The 17,976-nt window shown below is 67.8% G+C and carries 15 protein-coding genes; 8 read left to right on the top strand and 7 right to left on the bottom strand.

All coding sequences use genetic code 11. The features are described from left to right. Nucleotides 1–99 precede the first annotated feature (99 nt). The 4 genes from AC1DZV_RS20355 to AC1DZV_RS20370 all read right to left on the bottom strand — a co-directional run bounded on the left by AC1DZV_RS20355 (nt 100) and on the right by AC1DZV_RS20370 (nt 6,231). On the bottom strand, nt 100–738 hold the full coding sequence (locus tag AC1DZV_RS20355) for a PadR family transcriptional regulator (RefSeq protein ID WP_476954456.1): 639 nt from the start codon (nt 736–738) through the stop codon (nt 100–102). Further along, nucleotides 738–1,565, bottom strand: coding sequence for a DUF4097 family beta strand repeat-containing protein (locus AC1DZV_RS20360; protein ID WP_476954457.1), 828 nt, complete (start codon nt 1,563–1,565; stop codon nt 738–740). The genes AC1DZV_RS20355 and AC1DZV_RS20360 overlap by 1 nt, the downstream gene beginning before the upstream one ends. A gap of 150 nt (nt 1,566–1,715) precedes the next feature. After that, the gene (locus AC1DZV_RS20365; protein ID WP_028277496.1) at nt 1,716–2,315 is read right to left on the bottom strand and encodes a GDSL-type esterase/lipase family protein; all 600 of its coding nucleotides are present in this window, start codon (nt 2,313–2,315) and stop codon (nt 1,716–1,718) included. A gap of 112 nt (nt 2,316–2,427) precedes the next feature. Continuing rightward, the gene (locus AC1DZV_RS20370) at nt 2,428–6,231 is read right to left on the bottom strand and encodes a multifunctional oxoglutarate decarboxylase/oxoglutarate dehydrogenase thiamine pyrophosphate-binding subunit/dihydrolipoyllysine-residue succinyltransferase subunit (protein WP_476954458.1); all 3,804 of its coding nucleotides are present in this window, start codon (nt 6,229–6,231) and stop codon (nt 2,428–2,430) included. Between the two features lie 375 nt (nt 6,232–6,606). On the opposite strand from AC1DZV_RS20370, the gene AC1DZV_RS20375 reads away from it, so the two are divergent. The 6 genes from AC1DZV_RS20375 to AC1DZV_RS20400 all read left to right on the top strand — a co-directional run bounded on the left by AC1DZV_RS20375 (nt 6,607) and on the right by AC1DZV_RS20400 (nt 13,692). Then, entirely contained in the window at nt 6,607–8,085 is a 1,479-nt protein-coding gene (locus AC1DZV_RS20375) for a GuaB1 family IMP dehydrogenase-related protein (protein ID WP_476951039.1), read from the top strand. 318 nt (nt 8,086–8,403) lie between these two features. Next, nucleotides 8,404–9,741 (top strand): hemolysin family protein, encoded by a 1,338-nt coding sequence (locus AC1DZV_RS20380; RefSeq protein WP_476951038.1) that lies wholly within the window; start codon nt 8,404–8,406, stop codon nt 9,739–9,741. Next, nucleotides 9,738–10,802, top strand: coding sequence for a hemolysin family protein (locus tag AC1DZV_RS20385; protein ID WP_476946911.1), 1,065 nt, complete (start codon nt 9,738–9,740; stop codon nt 10,800–10,802). Before AC1DZV_RS20380 ends, AC1DZV_RS20385 begins: the two co-directional genes overlap by 4 nt. 162 nt (nt 10,803–10,964) lie before the next feature. Further along, entirely contained in the window at nt 10,965–11,939 is a 975-nt protein-coding gene (locus tag AC1DZV_RS20390; protein WP_476954459.1) for a metal ABC transporter solute-binding protein, Zn/Mn family, read from the top strand. 49 nt (nt 11,940–11,988) lie between these two features. After that, nucleotides 11,989–12,804: a metal ABC transporter ATP-binding protein gene (locus tag AC1DZV_RS20395; RefSeq protein ID WP_223916075.1), complete on the top strand. Its 816-nt coding sequence runs from the start codon at nt 11,989–11,991 to the stop codon at nt 12,802–12,804. Next, nucleotides 12,805–13,692 (top strand): metal ABC transporter permease, encoded by an 888-nt coding sequence (locus AC1DZV_RS20400; RefSeq protein ID WP_476951035.1) that lies wholly within the window; start codon nt 12,805–12,807, stop codon nt 13,690–13,692. Nucleotides 13,693–13,811: 119 nt separating this feature from the next. Here the strand turns inward: AC1DZV_RS20400 and AC1DZV_RS20405 are convergent, their stop codons facing one another. Further along, nucleotides 13,812–14,273: a Fur family transcriptional regulator gene (locus AC1DZV_RS20405; RefSeq protein WP_223916071.1), complete on the bottom strand. Its 462-nt coding sequence runs from the start codon at nt 14,271–14,273 to the stop codon at nt 13,812–13,814. Between the two features lie 132 nt (nt 14,274–14,405). Here AC1DZV_RS20405 and AC1DZV_RS20410 point away from each other — a divergent pair, with 132 nt between their 5' ends. Beyond that, a complete protein-coding gene (locus AC1DZV_RS20410; protein WP_243181235.1) occupies nt 14,406–15,062 on the top strand; it encodes an MBL fold metallo-hydrolase in 657 nt (218 codons plus the stop codon). Between the two features lie 60 nt (nt 15,063–15,122). On the opposite strand, the gene cds1 is transcribed toward AC1DZV_RS20410, so the two are convergent. Further along, a complete protein-coding gene (cds1, locus tag AC1DZV_RS20415) occupies nt 15,123–16,223 on the bottom strand; it encodes an L-cysteine desulfhydrase Cds1 (RefSeq protein ID WP_476954460.1) in 1,101 nt (366 codons plus the stop codon). Between the two features lie 48 nt (nt 16,224–16,271). On the opposite strand from cds1, the gene AC1DZV_RS20420 reads away from it, so the two are divergent. After that, on the top strand, nt 16,272–17,144 hold the full coding sequence (locus AC1DZV_RS20420; protein WP_476954461.1) for a sulfurtransferase: 873 nt from the start codon (nt 16,272–16,274) through the stop codon (nt 17,142–17,144). Nucleotides 17,145–17,221: 77 nt separating this feature from the next. Here AC1DZV_RS20420 and AC1DZV_RS20425 read toward each other — a convergent pair. Beyond that, on the bottom strand, nt 17,222–17,976 hold a 755-nt coding region (locus AC1DZV_RS20425; protein ID WP_476954462.1), incomplete at its 5' end, for an HNH endonuclease.

The following is a 17,976-nucleotide window of genomic DNA, read 5'->3' on the forward strand; positions in this document are numbered from 1 at the left end:
TCTTGGTACTCAAAAGAGCTGCCCTCAAGTCTCCCACATCGCGGCACCCGCCGCGAACCGGAGGCCCGTGCTACGGGCCGCGGCCGGTCCGGCCCGGCCTCAGCCCTCCAACGAATTTCGGATCGAGATCCGGGCCTGGTCCAGCACGGTCCTGACCGTTTCGAGCGTGACGGCGGTAACCGGACGGCTCCCGGCATGACGGCGCAGTTCCACCCGCATGTCGTCCCGGAACGCCTGCACCAGCATTTCCGCCTCCTTCAGCCGCCGTTCGCCCTCCGGGGAGTACCGCGGGCTTCCCGCGCCGCCGGCAGTGCCCGTCCCGCCGGCAGAACCGGCGGCGTGGGCCGAGGTCCGGGCCGCCTCCGCCGTGGCCGCAAGGTCGGCCCGGAGGCCGCGCATGTTGACGCGGATGTCCTGGCGCAGGTTGTCGGCAAGCCGGCGGACCGACGCCGAGATGTCGTTCTCGACGCCGGCGAGTTCGTCCCGCCGGCGGTTCAGTTCCGTGAGGCCGGCCGGAGTGATGCTGTAGTTGGTGCGGCGGCCTTCCGTGCGGGTGGCGACGAGCCCTTCCTCTTCGAGCTTGCCCAGGCGCGGGTAGATGGTTCCGGCACTGGGGGAGTACGTGCCGCCGAAACGCTCGCTGAGCGCCTTGATCAGCTCGTAGCCGTGCTTGGGGCCCGATTCGAGCAGGGCGAGCAGGTACAGCCGCAGCGCCCCGTGGGCGAAGACGGGAGGCATCAGAGGGCCGTTTCGGTGTCCGGGCTGGGCTGGCCGTGGAAGAGCGACGTTTTTCCGGAGACCGAGTTGGTCCGGACCAGCATCAGCTTGGCGTCCGGTCCCGCAATGGTCTGCACCGTGCCGCCGGGCTGGACGTACCTCGTGTCATCGATGACCACCGCGCCGCTGGCGGACTTGGCCACGATGTCCACCCCGACGTCGTGCGGCAGCCGGATGGTAACGTCGCCGGAGACCGAATTGGCGCCAAAGTCATGGGTGAAGCCGTGCAGGTCGAAGTTCAGGTCGCCGCTGACGGTGTTCGCCCGGATGTTGCTGAATTCGCCCGAGGCCGTCACTTCACCGGAGACGCTCTTGGCGGTCAGGACGCCGCGGTGGTTGCGGGCAATCACCTCGCCGCTGACAGTGTTGACGGACAGGTTGCCGGCGGTGCCGTCGGCCAGCACGGATCCCGAGACGGTGTTGAGCCGGGTGTGGCCGCTGAGCCCGGAAACCATGCCGTCGCCGCTCACCGTCCCGGCCTCGACCTCGACGCCGGCCGGCAGGGCGATGCTGATGACCACCGAGTTGCTGCTGCCGTTGTTGACGGTGCTCATCAGGTTCTTGAACCAGCCCTGCGGGCCGTGCAGCTGGTGGCGGACTTCCAGGCGGCCGTTGACGGTCGAAACCGACAGGGGATCGCCTTCGATTTCGGAGACCTCGATCCTGGCAACGTCCTCGTCATGGGTGACGATGTCGAAGCGGCCGCGGACAATCCCGAGTTTGAGGGAGTGGACGCCGTCGACGTCGATGGTCTGCGGGCCGGTCACGGTCCACGTGTTCTCTGACATGGTTCCTCCGGAAAGGCGAAAGGGGCTGGGCAACTAACGATATATCGCGACTATGAAGTCACGATATATCGCGCTTGCCGGCAGGTCAAGATATATCGCGAAATCCCCTGGAGGGTGGGACCCGGCGCGACCGGTTGCCTGCTTACCCGCCTATTCCGGAGTGTCCAGGCCCAGCCACTGGAACCAGCCGCGGTGCAGCACGAGCCAGGCCATGAGGCCATAGCCGGCCTGGCCGGGCGTGCCGCCGTTGGCCGCGAGGTCCTGGCGCCACTGCTCGTGGTTCAGCAGCGGCGAGAACGTGTCGACATAGAGGTGCTTCCGGCGCGTCGTGACGTCGGCAAAGGCGGTGTTGAGCTCGCCGAGCCTGCGGTTCTGTGCGGGGTCGAGCGTGGGCGGCGGGCCCACGACGAAGACCTCGATCTTGTTCTGGGAGGCGGAGTCCAGGATGTTGGCCAGGTTCAGGCGGCTTCGGGCAGTGGACAGGCCGAACTCAATGTCGCGTCCTGACAGGCCGATCACCAGGCGGTTTTCGTGGTGGTTGCCGAATCGTCGGCCCGACTCCTCGAGCCAGCGGGCTGCAAGGCCCTCGGTGCCCTCTTCGGGGCATGGCAGGGAGTAGCACTCCAGGGCCACGCTGTCCTGCGGCGTGCGGGCCAGGACCCGGCCCAGCCAGCCCAAGGCGCGCGGATCACCAAGCCCGGCCAACAGCTCGTCCCCAACGGCTGCGATCCGCAGCTTCCGATCTTCCACGACTACCTCTTCACTTCAACGCTGTCCATCAAGCTGACCACTAATAGTCCATTAAACAGAACCGCCCGGCCGGAGTGTTGTTGTTTCAGTCTCCGGCCGGGCAGTAATGCCGCTATTTACGAGCGAATGCCTGCTTGAGCAGGGAGTCCTGTTCTGCCGCGTGGCGCTTCATCGACCCTGCCGCGGTGGAGGCCGAGGCGGGGCGGGAGATGAGGCGGACCCGGCGGTCCAGGGCGTCCGGCAGGTTCAGGCCGATGAACGGCCACGGACCCTGGTTGGCCGGTTCATCCTGCGCCCAGACCACTTCGGCGTTCGGGTACTTGGCCAGCTCCGCGGCGATCTCGTCGGCCGGCAGCGGGTACAGCTGCTCGACGCGGACGATCGCCGTGGTCTTGTTCTCGGTCTTCTGCCGGGTGGACAGCAGATCGTAGTACAGGCGTCCGGAGACCAGCAGCACGCGTTCGACGGCGTCGGCCTGCAGCTGCGCGTGTTCCGGAATGACCGGGCGGAACGAGCCGGTGGTGAAGTCCTCCACGGAGGACGCGGCGGCCTTGAGGCGGAGCAGCTGCTTGGGCGTGAAGATGATGAGCGGCTTGCGCGGCCTGCTGTACGCCTGGCGGCGCAGCAGGTGGAAGTGCGAGGCCGACGTCGTGGGGTTGGCCACGATCATGTTCTCTTCGGCGCACATCTGCAGGAAGCGCTCGATGCGGGCGGAGGAGTGGTCCGGGCCCTGGCCCTCGTAGCCGTGCGGCAGCATGAGAACCAGCGAGGACCGCTGGCCCCATTTCTGCTCGGCCGAGGAGATGAACTCATCGATGATGGTCTGCGCGCCGTTGACGAAGTCACCGAACTGCGCTTCCCAGAGCACCAACGCATCCGGGCGTTCCACCGAGTATCCGTATTCGAAGCCCATGGCGGCGTATTCGGAGAGCAGCGAATCGTAGATCCACAGCTTCGCCTGGTCATCCGAGAGGTGGGACAGCGGAAGCCACTCGTCGCCGTTGGCGCGGTCGTGGAAGACGGCGTGGCGCTGCACGAAGGTGCCGCGGCGCGAGTCTTGGCCTGCGAGCCGGACGGGGACGCCTTCCATGATGAGCGAACCGAACGCGGCCAGTTCACCGAAGCCCCAGTCGATGCCGCCTTCGCGGGACATCGCCTCACGCTTCTCCAGCAGCTGCTTGAGCTTGGCGTGGACGGTGAAGCCGTCCGGGATATCGGTGTGGGCCTTGCCGATGCGGGCCAGGGTCTCCGCGGAGATCGCGGTGGATACCGGCGCGCTGACGCCGGAATCGGACTGCTGGGCCATGGGGCGTTCCAGGTCCGACACCGCGGCCGAATCGGCCGTGATGATCGGGATCGGGGACGTCTGGGCCGCGTGGGTTTCCGCGAAGACGCGTTCCAGGCGTTCCTGGTAGTCCCGCAGCAGCTGCTCGGCTTCTTCCTCGGTGATGTCACCGCGGCCGATCAGCGATTCGGTGTACAGCTTGCGGACCGAGCGCTTGGCCTCGATCAGGTTGTACATCAGCGGCTGGGTCATCGAGGGGTCATCGCCCTCGTTGTGGCCGCGGCGGCGGTAGCAGACCATGTCGATGACAACGTCCTTGTGGAAACGCTGGCGGAACTCGTAGGCAAGCTGCCCGATGCGGACCACGGCCTCCGGGTCGTCGCCGTTCACGTGGAACACCGGTGCCTGGATCATCTTGGCGACGTCCGTGGAGTACGTGGAGGACCGCGAGGACGACGGTGCGGTGGTGAAGCCGACCTGGTTGTTGACCACGATGTGGATAGTGCCGCCGGTGCGGTACCCGCGCAGCTGGGAGAGGTTGAGCGTTTCCGCGACCACGCCCTGGCCCGCGAAGGCGGCGTCGCCGTGCACCATGATCGGCAGCACGGGGAACGCCTCGCCCTGGTCCAGGCGGTCCTGCTTGGCACGGACGATTCCTTCGAGGACGGAATCGACGGCCTCGAGGTGGGACGGGTTCGCGGCGAGGTAGACCTTGGTCTCCTTGCCGTTGTCCGAGGTGAAGGTGCCCTCGGTGCCCAGGTGGTACTTGACGTCGCCGGAGCCCTGCACGGAGCGCGGGTCCTGGGTGCCTTCGAATTCGCGGAAGACCTGCGCGTAGGTCTTGCCCGCGATGTTGGTCAGCACGTTGAGGCGGCCGCGGTGGGCCATGCCGATCGCCACTTCGTCGAGTTCGTCGTCGGCGGCGTCGGAGATGATCGCGTCCAGCAGCGGGATCAGGGACTCGCCGCCCTCGAGCGAGAAGCGCTTCTGGCCGACGAACTTCGTCTGCAGGAAGGTCTCGAAGGCCTCGGCGGCGTTGAGCTTGGAGACGATGCGCAGCTGCTCGTCGCGGCTCGGCTTCGAGTACGGGTGCTCCAGCTGGTCCTGGAACCACTTGCGCTCGGCCGGGTCCTGAATGTGCATGTATTCGATGCCGGCGGTGCGGCAGTAGGCATCACGGAGGACGCCGAGGATGTCGCGGAACTTGAGCATCGGCCTGCCGCCGAAGCCGCCGGTGGGCCACTCGCGGTCCAGGTCCCACAGGGTCAGGCCGTAGGTCAGGACATCGAGGTCCGGGTGCTTGCGCTGGACGTACTCGAGCGGATCGGTGTCCGCCATGAGGTGGCCGCGCACGCGGTAAGCGTGGATCAGCTGCTGGATCCGGGCGACCTTGTTGATCTCGTCGGCCGGGTCCACCTGAAGGTCGGGGCTCCAGCGCACGGGCTCGTAGGGGATACGCAGGGACTCGAAGATCTCGTCGTAGAAGTTCTGCGCGCCCAGCAGCAGCTGGTGCACGAGCTTGAGGAACTCGCCGCTGCCGGCACCCTGGATGACGCGGTGGTCATAGGTGGAGGTCAGTGTGAGGACCTTGCTGATCGCGTTCTGCGCGATGATCTTCTCGCTGGCACCCTGGAACTCGGCAGGGTAGTCCAGTGCGCCGACGCCGATGATGGCGGCCTGGCCCTTGGACAGGCGCGGGACCGAGTGGACGGTGCCGATGCCGCCGGGGTTGGTCAGGGACACGGTGGTGCCGGAGTGGTCGTCCGCGGTCAGCTTGCCGTTGCGGGCACGCTTGATCAGGTCCTCGTAGGTGTGCCAGAACTCGGAGAAGTTGAGGGTCTCCGCCTTCTTGATGTTCGGGACCATGAGCAGGCGGGTGCCGTCGGGCTTGGGCATGTCGATCGCGATGCCGAAGTTCACGTGCGCCGGCTGGACAGCCACCGGCTTGCCGTCGATCTCGTCGTAGTAGACGTTCATCGACGGGAACTGGGACAGGGCGCGGATGACGGCGTAGCCGATCAGGTGCGTGAAGGAGACCTTGCCGCCGCGGGCGCGGGCCAGGTTGGAGTTGATGACCACGCGGTTGTCGATCAGGAGCTTCGCCGGGATGGCGCGCACGCTCGTCGCGGTCGGCACTTCCAGGCTGGTGACCATGTTCGAGGCGATCGCCTTGGCCGGGCCGCGCAGGACCGAGACGACATCTTCTTCGGGAGCCGTCGGGGCCTTGAGGTTCTTGGGCAGCTGCGCCGGGATCGGTGCGGTGCCGGGGCCGGCGTCGGAAGTCTTGGAGCCGTCCCGGGCGACGGTGGCCGGGGCTTTCTTGGCGGCGGGCGCAGCCGGTGCGGGCGCAGCCGTGGCGGCGGGAGCTGCGGGGGCGGCGGGGGCAGGTGCAGCCGGAGCCGCGGCGGGCGCTACAACGGGAAGTTCACGGGTGGCAGGATGCACAGCTGTCGCGGTGCCGGACGTTCCGTTGGCGGGAGAGGCGTCACTAGCTTCAAAGGATTCGAACAGGGGCCACCACTTGGAGTCGACCGTGTTCTTGTCCTGCTGGTAACGCTCATACAGTTCGTCAACGAGCCACTCGTTTCCGCCAAATTCCTCTGGTAGACGGTGGCTAGGCTGCTCTGGCACTTGAAATACGCCTCTTCCGTGAGTTTGATTCCCTCTGGCTTCCATGGTGCCTCGGCACAACGATTGAGCCAGTCTCTGCGTCCAGTGAACCCAGACCCATGCCAGTCTAGTGAGGATTCTTGCCAAACCGCCAATAAGCGTGACCCAAATCATGATCCGCCCCGGCAGCCGCCGAATTGCGGTGAAGAAGAGTTGCCGAATCGGCCCCGGATGCGGCCCGGATGCGGCCCGGATGCGGCCCTCATGCGGTGCCCTGCGCGAGGCCGGACGCGGTGCCGGAGGCGGTGCCGGCCCCGCCGGAAACCGCCCTAGAATGCAGTGAGAACCCGTTTGTCGCCGACGGTGCCAGCTGCGGGTGCCAGCAAAGGAGCAGCAGTGCGTTTCCTGAATGAGCCCACCACCGATCTGACCTACTCGGACCTCTTCCTGGTCCCGTCCCGGTCCGATGTCACCTCCCGCCTGGACGTCGACCTCGCGGCCGACGACGGGACCGGCTCCGCGATCCCGCTCGTGGCGGCGAACATGACGGCGGTCACGGGGAAGCGGATGGCCGAGACCATGGCCCGCCGCGGCGGCCTTGGCGTCCTGCCGCAGGACGTCCCGCTCGACGTCATCCGTGACGTCACGGCCTGGATCAAGGGGCGCCACCCGGTCCTGGAAACCCCCGTCACGCTCGCGCCCACGGACACCGTCATTGATGCCCTCCACCTGATGGGCAAGCGGCCGCACGGGGCCGTTGTGGTGGTGGACGACTCCGGCGCGGTCACCGGTGTTGTCAGGGCCACCGACTGCGAGGGTCAGGACCGTTTCGCGTCGCTGGCCTCCGTCATCCGCCACCAGCCGCTGGTGCTCGACGCCGGACCGCTCGCCGGCAGATTGTTTGGGGGCGCGTCGGCGGCCGATGCTGCGCAGGCCCTCCGCCGCGCCTTTGAAGCGATGGACGCCGCCGGAACCGACTACGCACCGGTGCAGCAGGACGGGGTCCTGGCCGGCGTGCTCACCCGTAAGGGCGCCCTGCGCTCCACGCTCTACCGGCCGTCCCTGGACGACGAGGGCAGGCTGAAGGTCGCTGCCGCCGTCGGCATCAACGGGGACGTGGCCGGGCGGGCCGCCGAATTGCTGGCGGCCGGCGTGAACGTGCTGGTCCTCGACACCGCGCACGGGCACCAGCAGAAGATGTTCGACGCCCTCGCCGCCGTGAAGGGTCTCAACCCCGGCGTGCCGGTGGTCGCCGGCAACGTCGTCACCGGCGATGCCACGCGTGAGCTCATCGAGGCCGGGGCGGACATCGTCAAGGTCGGGGTGGGCCCCGGCGCCATGTGCACCACGCGCATGATGACGGCCGTGGGCCGCCCCCAGTTCAGTGCCGTCCTGGAATGCTCCGCCGCGGCCCGGGAAGCCGGCGGCCGGGTATGGGCCGACGGCGGGGTCCGCTACCCGCGCGACGTCGCCCTGGCCCTGGCCGCCGGGGCCAGCCAGGTCATGATCGGCTCCTGGTTTGCCGGTACGCACGAGAGCCCCGGGGACCTGCAGCTCGACGCCTCGGGCCGGCAGTACAAGGAGAGCTTCGGCATGGCGTCCGCCCGGGCGGTGCAGAACCGCAACCAGCGCGAGGGCGCCTTCGAAAAGGACCGCAAGGCTTTGTTCGAGGAGGGCATCTCCACGTCCCGCATGTATGTGGACGCGGCCCGGCCCGGCGTCGAGGACCTGCTGGACATGATCACCGCGGGCCTGCGCAGTTCCATGAGCTACGCCGGCGCTGCCGATCTCGCCGCTTTCCGGGAACGCGCCGTGGCAGGCATCCAGTCCGCAGCCGGGTACGAGGAGGGCCGGCCCGTCCCGCAGAGCTGGTGAGTCCGGCGCGGCCGGTGACGCGGGCGGTCGGGGGCTGGTGGCGGTTGCTCCTGTAGACTGAACTTCTTATGGACAGTAAATCTAGGTGCCGGCCTGGGGGCTGTCAGCGGAGTACGGAAACCGTTCCCGCCCAGTCCACCCGCAGAGCCGGCAAACCCCGTTCACGCGCCCATCACTCTCCGGCCGCACGCCATTCCGGAGCTATCCAGGAAACAGGGTCGGCCGCCGCCGACCATCCTCCGCCAGGCCGGGCCTTCCCGCATTTGCGTCCCCTGACGCGGCACGTGCCATGCGCTGCTGCGGAAGCAGGCCGCTGACATGGAATGGCTACTCCTCGCAGCAGGCCTCCTGCTCATCCTCGGCACCGGCTTCTTTGTCGCCGTGGAATTTTCCCTGGTCGCCCTGGACCAGGCCACCGTGCAGCGCGCCGTTGACACCGGCGACACCGCCGCCGAGCCGTTGCTCAGATGTCTCAAGTCACTCTCCACCCAGCTTTCCAGCTGCCAGCTGGGCATCACCATGACCACGCTGCTGACCGGCTATGTCATGGAACCGTCCGTGGGCAAGCTGCTCGAAGGCCCCCTCACCGCGCTCGGTGTCCCGCCGGCGGCGGCTGCCTCGCTGTCCCTGGTCCTGGCAATGGCGGTGGCCACCCTGCTCTCCATGGTGATCGGCGAGCTGGTGCCCAAGAACATGGCCATCGCGCTGTCGTTTCCGATCGGCAAGGCCGTGGCCCGGCCCCAGCTGGTGTTCACCGCTATCTTCAAGCCCGCCATCGTGGTGCTCAACGGCTTCTCCAACAAGGTCCTCAACGTCTTCGGCCTGGAGGCCAAGGAGGAAATCTCCGGCGCCCGCACCCCGGCCGAGCTGGCCTCGCTGGTGCGCCGCTCCGCGGCCATGGGCACCCTCGACGCCGGAACGGCCAACTTCATCGCCCGAACCCTGAAGTTCTCCGGGCGGACCGCCGCGGACGTCATGACCCCCCGCATCCGCGTGGAGACCATCGACGCCGACCAGCCGGTCTCGGATATCGTCGAGGCCGCCAAGCGCACCGGATATTCCCGGTTCCCCGTGATCGGGGAGTCCTCCGATGACATCCGCGGAGTGGTCCACATCAAGAAGGCCATTGCCGTGCCCGCAGACCGCCGCGCCAAGCTGCAGGCGGGAGCCATCATGACCGGCGTGCTCCGGGTCCCCGAAACCATCCACCTTGACGCCCTCCTCGCCGAACTGCGCGAGGGCAACCTGCAACTGGCCGTGGTCCTGGATGAATACGGTGGAACCGCCGGCATCACCACGCTGGAGGACCTCGTGGAGGAAATCGTCGGGGAAGTGGCCGATGAGCATGACAAGGTCCGGCCCGGCCTGCTCCAAAGCGCCTCGGGCGACTGGTACTTCCCGGGCCTGCTCCGGCCCGATGAACTCTCCGAACAGATCCCGGGCCTGACCGTGCCCGACGAGGCTGCCTACGAAACGGTGGGAGGCTACGTCATGAGCCAGCTCGGCCGCATCGCGGCAGTCGGCGACACGGTCGACGTCGTCGGCGGGACACTCAGCGTGACCCGCATGGACGGCCGCCGGATCGACCGGATCTGTTTCCGGCCCGTCCGGGTGTCCGGCGACGGCCAGCCCGCCAGCCAGGCAGGTGCAGCATGAGCGACTGGGCAGGAATCCTCTGGCTTGCGTTCCTCCTGGTGGGCAACGCCTTCTTCGTGGCCGCCGAATTCGCCGTCATGTCGGCCCGCCGCAGCCAGATCGAGCCGCTGGCCGAAGCAGGTTCCAAGCGCGCGCAGACCACACTGCGGGCGATGGAAAACGTTTCCCTCATGCTCGCCTGCGCCCAGCTCGGCATCACCGTCTGCTCGCTGCTGATCCTGCAGGTGGCCGAGCCCGCGATCCACCACCTCCTGGCCGTGCCGCTGGAAGCGGCGGGCGTCCCCGTGGAGGTCGCGAACATTGTGGCCTTCGCCGTCGCCCTGCTGTTGGTGACGTTCCTGCACGTCACGTTCGGCGAAATGGTGCCCAAGAACATCTCCGTGTCCGTCGCGGACAAGGCGGCGCTGCTGCTGGCGCCGCCGCTGATGTTCATCGGGCGGCTCGTCAAGCCCGTCATTGCGGCGCTTAACTGGTCCGCGAACCACATCCTGAAGCTGATGCGGATTGAGCCGAAGGACGAGGTGACCTCCACCTTCACCCTTGAAGAAGTGCAGTCGATCGTGCAGGAATCCACCCGCCACGGACTCGTGGACGACGACGCCGGACTCATCACCGGAGCGCTCGAGTTCTCCGAACACACCGCGTCCCGTGTGATGGTTCCGCTGGGCAAACTCGTCATGCTTAAGGCGGCCACCACACCGGTCGAATTCGAAAAGGCAGTGAGCCGGACCGGGTTCTCGCGCTTCCCGATGCTCGACGACGACGGCATGCTGGCCGGCTACCTCCACATCAAGGACGTGCTGTCCATCCCGGACGCCGGGTACCACCAGCCGATTGCGGAAAGCCGCATCCGGTCGCTGGCGAACCTCGCCATGGACGACGAAATCGAGCAGGCCATGTCCGTCATGCAGCGCACGGGTTCGCACCTGGCCCGCGTGATCGGACCCGACGGGCTGACCCAAGGCGTGTTGTTCCTCGAAGACGTCATCGAGCAGCTCGTCGGCGAAATCCGGGACGCGACGCAGGCCACCGGCTACCGCAGGCTGGGCCAGGACCAGTAAGGGACAGCCCAATAACGGGCGGCCCAGTAAGCGGCAGCCCAGCTGCGGCCGGGCGCCGGCGGGGCACGCCGTGTATCCCTAAATAGGAATGATTCCTATTTAGGGATACACTCGGGCTGTTGCTATTGCTCCTGATTCTCAATAACAGATCCGAGGTTTTCCGTGCGTCGTCCCGCTGCCCGAGTCCTGCTGGCTGGTCTTGCCGGCCTGGGCCTCCTGCTCACCGCGTGCAGTCCGACGTCCGGCAGCCCGCGGGGGACCGCGGGGGACGGCATGGTCAACGTCGTCGCATCCACCAGTGTGTACGGCGACATCGTCTCCAGTATCGGCGGCGACAAGGTCCGGGTCAGCTCGATCATCAACCGCACCAGCCAGGACCCGCACTCCTACGAGGCGACCACGCAGGACAAGCTGGCCATCTCCAAGGCCGAGCTGGTGGTGGAGAACGGCGGGGGATACGACGCCTTCATCGACACGCTGGCGACCGACACCGGACTGGACCGCGGCAGCGTCATCAGCGCCGTGGACGTTTCAGGCCTTGTCTCCGAAAGCGCTGCCAGCGAAAGCCCGGCAGCGGCGAGCCCCGACTCCGCCGGCCACACCCACGGGTCCGCGGGGCTGAACGAACACGTCTGGTACAGCCTGCCTGCCATGTCCCGCCTCGCGGACGCCGTCGCCGGGAAGCTGGGCTCGCTGGAACCGGCCTCGGCGCAGACGTTCCGGAGCAACGCGGCGGCCTTCAAGGACTCGCTCCGCGGCCTGGAAACGAAGCTCGCCGCCATCAAGTCCTCGGCGGGCCACGCGCCCGTGGCCGTCACCGAGCCTGTACCGCTGTACCTGCTCGAGGACGCCGGACTGGAGAACGAAACCCCGGCCGAGTACACCGCGGCGATCGAGGAAGACGCCGACGTCCCGCCCGCCGTGCTCAAGACCACCGTCGATCTCGTGGCATCCCGGGGCGTCCGGCTGCTGGCCTACAATACTCAGACCGAGGGACCGCAGACGGCGGCGGTGAAAAAAGCCGCCGAGAACGCCGGCGTCCCGGTCGTGAACTTCAGCGAGACCCTCCCGGACGGCCAGTCCTACTTGCAGTGGATGACCGGAAACGTGGAGAGCATCGGCAAGGCCCTAGGATGATCGCAACAGCGGGAGCAGCCATCTCCGCGGAAAATCGAGGAAACCCCTTTTGACACCGGTAGTGAGCCTGCGCGGCGCCTCCCTGGCGTTCGGCCAACGGACTCTCTGGGAGGGCCTGGACCTGGACATCAACCCGGGGGAATTCTTTGCCGTGCTCGGGCCCAACGGCAGCGGCAAGACCACCTTCCTGAAGGTCCTGCTGGGACTGCAGGAACTGAGCACGGGAACGGCCGTGCTCGACGGCCACCCCGTTGAGCGGGGAAGCCGCCGGATCGGCTACGTGCCCCAGCAGAAATCATTCGACCCCGATACGCCCCTGCGCGCCCGCGACCTCGTGGCCCTCGGCGTCGACGGCCACCGCTGGGGCATCCGCCTCGGCGGCGCCAAGGTGAACCGCAAAGTCGATGAACTCCTGGAGCTTGTGGGCGCCACCGATTACGCCAAGGTGCCGGTGGGGCAGCTTTCCGGCGGTGAGCAGCAGCGCCTGCGCGTGGCGCAGGCCCTCGCGACCGATCCCAAGGTGCTGCTGTGCGACGAGCCGCTGCTCTCCCTTGACCTTCAGCACCAGCAGGGCGTCAGCGCGCTGATCAACAGGCAATGCCGCGACGCGGATAGCGCCGTGGTGTTCGTGACCCACGAGATCAACCCGATCATGGACTACGTGGACCGGGTCCTGTACCTGGCCGGCGGAAAGTTCCGGGTGGGCACACCCGCGGAGGTCATGACCACCGAGGTGCTCTCCGATTTGTATGACAGCCGTGTTGAAGTCATCCAGGCCAACGGCCGGCTGATCGTCGTCGGGCTGCCGGATGCCGCGACGCACCACCATCTGGACGCGCACTCAGTCGCGGGCGAGGTGGGCTAAATGGATCTGGGCGACCTGCTGCACTCAATCTTCAACTTCGAAAACTACGGCGAGCTGCTGGTCCTGGTGCAGAACTCCATCTGGGCCGGCGCCGTCCTCGGGCTGCTCGGCGGAATCATGGGCACCTTCGTGATGAAACGCGACCTCGCCTTCGCCGTCCACGGAATCTCGGAGCTCTCCTTTGCCGGCGCGGCGTTCGCACTGATGATCGGCGCCGACATCATCCTCGGCTCGCTGGCGGGATCCGTGCTGGCAGCCCTGGTGCTCGGCGTCATGGGGGTCCGCGCACGGGACAAGAACTCGATCATCGGCGTCATCATGCCCTTCGGGCTTGGCCTGGGCATCCTCTTCCTGTCCCTGTACGAGGGCCGGGCGGCCAACAAGTTCGGCCTGCTCACCGGTCAGATCGTGTCGGTCGGGACCGTCCAGCTGCAGGTCCTGGCGGTCGCCGCCGTCGTGGTGATGCTGGCGCTGGCCGCCATCTGGCGGCCGTTGACCTTTGCCAGTGTCGACCCCGACGTCGCCACCGCCCGCGGCGTGCCGGTGCGGGCCCTCGCCCTTGGTTTCATGGTGCTGCTGGGGATCAGCGTGGCGCTGTCCATCCAGATTGTGGGCGCGCTGCTGGTGCTGGCCCTGCTGATCACGCCCGCGGCCGCCGCCATGCGCGTCACGTCCTCGCCCCGGCTGGTGGTCACGCTGAGCATCGTCTTTGCGATGACGGCGACCGTCGGAGGCATCCTGCTGGCCCTCGGCGGCCGGCTGCCGATCAGCCCCTATGTGACCACGTTGTCCTTCCTGATCTACGTGGCCTGCCGGATGATCGGTGGCGCACGGGCCAGGCGGGGACTCAACGGCCGGGTGGTGCGGAGCGCGGGAGCCGTGGCTTAAACGCTCGCCACTGCGGCGGAATTTCCCCAGGTTTGCCGCCGGCCGCCGGCGGGTCCCTGCGCCCCGCCGGTGATTTCCTGGGTCACGAGGTCAAAGGTGGGGAATTTCAGCAGCTCCGGCTACTGGCCGGGCTGACTGGCTGTGCATTCGGGGCACAGGCCGAAGATTTCCACGGTGTGCTCCACCGCGGTGAAGCCGTGCTCATTCGCGATCCGCGCGGCCCAGGCCTCGACCGCCGGTGCTTCCACTTCCACGGCCTTGCCGCAGTTCCGGCACAGCAGGTGATGGTGGTGCCCGGTGACGGCGCAGCGCCGGTACACCGCTTCGCCGTCGGCGTTGCGCAGGACATCCACCAGCCCGTCGTCGGCGAGGGACTGCAGGATCCGGTAAGAGGTCGCGAGGGACACCGCGGTGCCGCGCTCCTGGAGGATGCGGTGCAGTTCCTGGGTGCTGACGAAGTCCGCAAGATCGTCCAAGGCGGCACTGACGGCGAGGCGCTGCTTGGTGACGCGCTGTTCTTTACCCTGCACGGGTGCCGAGGCCGGAGTCCGGCTGCTGCCGGTGGTAGCGCCTTGGGACATCGTGGAACTCGCTTCGTCAAAAGAATTCGCGGGTGGGACTCGCTAAGGGTGGCAATGTCCAAGATTACCAGCGCCCAGGATTGCCAGCACCGCTCCGTGGACACTGTGACGGCTGGTGCCTAGGCTGGCCGGATGAAGCTGACCAAATTTACTCACGCCTGTGTCCGCCTCGAACAGGATGGCCGGGTGCTGGTGTTTGACCCGGGCACCTTTTCGGAGACGGACCAGGCCCTGGCCGGAGCACATGCTGTGCTCATTACCCACGAGCACGCGGACCATGTGGACGTCGACGCCGTCGCCGCGGCGTTGCAGTCGAACACCACCCTTGAGCTTTTCGCCCCGGAGACCGTGGCCGCGACGCTCCGCGGCAAGGCGCCCGACGCCGCGAGCCGCATCCATGCGGCGGGCGCGGGCGAGGAATTTGAAACGTCGGGCTTCGCCATCAGGACATTTGGCGGCCAGCACGCCCTCATCCATCCGCAGATCCCCGTGGTGGCCAACGTCGGCTACCTCGTCGATGGCAATGTCTACCATCCTGGGGACTCCTTCGCGATCCCCGACGGCGTCGACGTCAAGACGCTGCTCGTACCCATCCACGCTCCGTGGAACAAGGTGGGCGAAGTGGTGGATTTTGTCATCGGTGTGCGCGCACCGCAGGCCTTCCCGATCCACGACGCGCTCCTGAACGAGCTGGGCCGCGGCCTGGTGGAGGGGCACGTGACCCGGATCGGCGCCAAGTACGGCACCGAGTACCGGCACCTCTCCAGCGGCGATACAGCGGAGGTTTAGCCTCCGGGGGCGCCTTGGCGGGCTGAGGCCGGCGTGCTGGCGGCGGGCTGGCGGGCTGGTTTAGGCCGGCCAGGCGCCGGTCCGGAAGAACTCGCGCAGCACGGCCTCATGGGGTTCGGGATCCAGGCCGTGGGCCTCCAGCCACTCCGGGTTGTAGTAATTCCCGGCATAGCGGTCCCCGGCGTCGCACATCAGGGTCACAACACTGCCCCGGCGGCCCTCCGCGATCATCCCGGCGATAAGCTGCCACGCGCCCCAGAGGTTGGTCCCGGTGGACGGACCCGCGTGCAGACCGGCGTGGTCCCTCAGATGCCGCATGGCCGCCACCGACGCGGCGTCGGGAACCTGGATCATGTGGTCGATCACGGCGGGCACAAAACTCGGCTCCATCCGCGGCCGGCCGATGCCCTCGATGCGGGAGGGCAATCCCGCCGCGGGTACGGCAGCTGTCCCGCCGTCGGGCCGGCTGTTCCGCCAGCCCGGATAGAACGCGGAATTTTCCGGGTCGACGACGGCGAGGGCCGTCTCGTAGCGGTGGTAGCGCAGGTACCGGCCAATCGTGGCGCTGGTCCCGCCGGTGCCGGCCCCGACCACAACCCAGCGGGGGACCGGGTGCTCCTCCAGCGCCAGCTGGCCGAAGATCGATTCGGCGATGTTGTTGTTCCCGCGCCAGTCCGTGGCCCGTTCGGCGTACGTGAATTGGTCCATGTAGTGCCCGCCTGTGCTGCCGGCCAGATCCGCGGCGGCCTCGTAGACCTCGGATGCGTGGTCCACCAGATGGCAGGAGCCGCCGAACTGTTCGATCAGGGCGATTTTCTCGCGGCTGGTGGTCCGGGTCATCACGGCGATAAAGGGCAGTCCCAGCAGCTGCGCAAAATAGGCTTCGGAGACGGCGGTGCTGCCGCTGGATGCCTCCACGATAGTGGTGCCTTCCCGGATCCAGCCGTTGACAAGGCCGAAGAGGAACAGGGACCGGGCCAGCCGGTGCTTGAGGCTGCCGGTGCGGTGGGTGGATTCGTCCTTCAGGTACAGCTGCACGCCCCAGTGCTCCGGGAGCGGCACCGAATACAGGTGGGTGTCGGCTGAGCGGTTGTTTTCGGCGTTGATCCGGCGGACGGCCTCGTCGGCCCAGGCCCGGTCCTGCAGATGCGCGGTGTTCACCGCTACAGCCTACCGGGGGCGGCGGGACGCCAAAGATAGAGTGGGGAAATGGACACCATTCTCGATGCTGCCGCCCTCAAGGACCGGATGGACGGCGCCGGCGCAGCCGGCCAGCGCACAGTACTCCTCGACGTTCGCTGGGCGCTGGGAGATCCCCACGGTCACGATCACTACCTGCGCGGACACATCCCCGGGGCCGTCTTCGTGGATCTCGCCACTGAACTTGCCGGACCGGCGGAACCGGCGCGCGGCAGGCATCCGTTGCCGCCGTCGGAGCAGTTCCAGGAGTCTGCGCGCCGCTGGGGCATCAACGACGGCGATGCGGTCGTAGCGTACGACGACAGCGGCAACATGGCTGCGGCCCGGCTGTGGTGGATGCTGCGCAACGCCGGCTTCAGTTCTGTGTACCTGCTCGACGGCGGCCTGGCCGCGTGGCGGGCTGCGGGGTTCGAGCTGGCGGCCGGACCCGAACAGCCGGCACCCGGAACCGTCACCCTGTCCGACGGCGCCATGCCCGCGATCGACGCCGGACAAGCCGCCAGTTGGGGCCGCCGGGGACTGCTGTTGGACGCCCGGGCGGGGGAGCGGTACCGCGGAGAAATCGAACCCGTGGATCCCCGCGCCGGCCATATTCCCGGGGCCGTCAGTGCCCCCACCACCGGGAACCTGCGCGCTGACGGGCGCTTCCTGGCCCCGGCGGAGCTGCGGGAGCGCTTCGAACGGCTCGGTTACCGGGACGGCGTCCCCACTGCCGTGTACTGCGGATCCGGAGTGACGGCGGCCCATGAAATCGCCGCCCTAGAGGTTGCCGGCTTTTCCGCTGCCCTCTATCCGGGGTCCTTTTCGGAGTGGTGCCACGGTCCCGCGAACGATGTTGCCACCGGACCGGAACCGTACGGCGAGGACGCGGCTTCCCACTGAGGGCCAGCACGAGCACCGGACGGCCCGCGCGGGCTGCCCAGAGCTCCTCCAGTTCCTCCCGGGGCAGTCAATGGTTCCTAGGCTGCGGCTGCCACTTTGGGCTTTTCGCGCCTGAGCCTTTTGGCTTGGTGCCGGAGCTGGCGCCGGTGGCGGGAGCCCGGCAGATCTGTGGCTGATGGCCGGAGCGGAGTTCCGGGCAACGGTGGCGCGGTGGAGTTGTAGGTGTGGCCGGTGGGGGTGGTGAGTTCGAGGGTGTGGCGGGGCCCGGGTGCGGGGCGTGCTCTCCATCCGGGGGTTTCTTTGGTGTGGTTGCAGGCTTCGCAGAGGCCGGCGGCGTTGTCCGTAGTGGTCGGGCCGCCGGTGTGGTGGGGGACGATGTGGTCCAGATGACGGATGGGGGCGTCGCAGTAGGGGGTGCGGCACGTGTCGTCTCTGGTTTGGATGAAGCGGCGGTGCCCGGGCGGGAAGAGCCGGGCGCGGGAGTCCATCCCCACGAGCTCGCCGGTGCCGGGGTGGGTGTAGAGGCGGCGGAGCCAGAGGTTGAACGCGGGGTTGTCGCCGCTCCCGGCGGCGCCACCCGGTCCACGGGGACTGCCGGTGCTACCGCCCGGCGACGGGTTGATGAGGGTGCGGGCCCAGCCGGCGGGGATGATGCCGTAGCCGGGCAGCACGGCCGGTTCGGCGTTGCCCTGGAACAGGGTGCGGTCGGTGATGACGAGCTGGATCTCGACGCCGCTGATCCCGCCCGGGGTTCCGGTGGTGCGTTCGACCAGCGCGTCGGCCATGAGCTGCCCGCGGCCCCTCGGGTCCGCGGCGGCGCGGAGGGTGTCGG

The sequence above is a fragment of the Arthrobacter sp. P1_D12 genome, from assembly GCF_056406175.1.

Coding starts and splice junctions, on each gene's coding strand:
- AC1DZV_RS20355 (WP_476954456.1), bottom strand. CDS start 738: ATGCCTCCCGTCTTCGCCCACGGGGCGCTGCGGCTGTACCTGCTCGCC.
- AC1DZV_RS20360 (WP_476954457.1), bottom strand. CDS start 1,565: ATGTCAGAGAACACGTGGACCGTGACCGGCCCGCAGACCATCGACGTC.
- AC1DZV_RS20380 (WP_476951038.1), top strand. CDS start 8,404: ATGGAATGGCTACTCCTCGCAGCAGGCCTCCTGCTCATCCTCGGCACC.
- AC1DZV_RS20385 (WP_476946911.1), top strand. CDS start 9,738: ATGAGCGACTGGGCAGGAATCCTCTGGCTTGCGTTCCTCCTGGTGGGC.
- AC1DZV_RS20400 (WP_476951035.1), top strand. CDS start 12,805: ATGGATCTGGGCGACCTGCTGCACTCAATCTTCAACTTCGAAAACTAC.
- AC1DZV_RS20405 (WP_223916071.1), bottom strand. CDS start 14,273: ATGTCCCAAGGCGCTACCACCGGCAGCAGCCGGACTCCGGCCTCGGCA.
- AC1DZV_RS20410 (WP_243181235.1), top strand. CDS start 14,406: ATGAAGCTGACCAAATTTACTCACGCCTGTGTCCGCCTCGAACAGGAT.
- AC1DZV_RS20420 (WP_476954461.1), top strand. CDS start 16,272: ATGGACACCATTCTCGATGCTGCCGCCCTCAAGGACCGGATGGACGGC.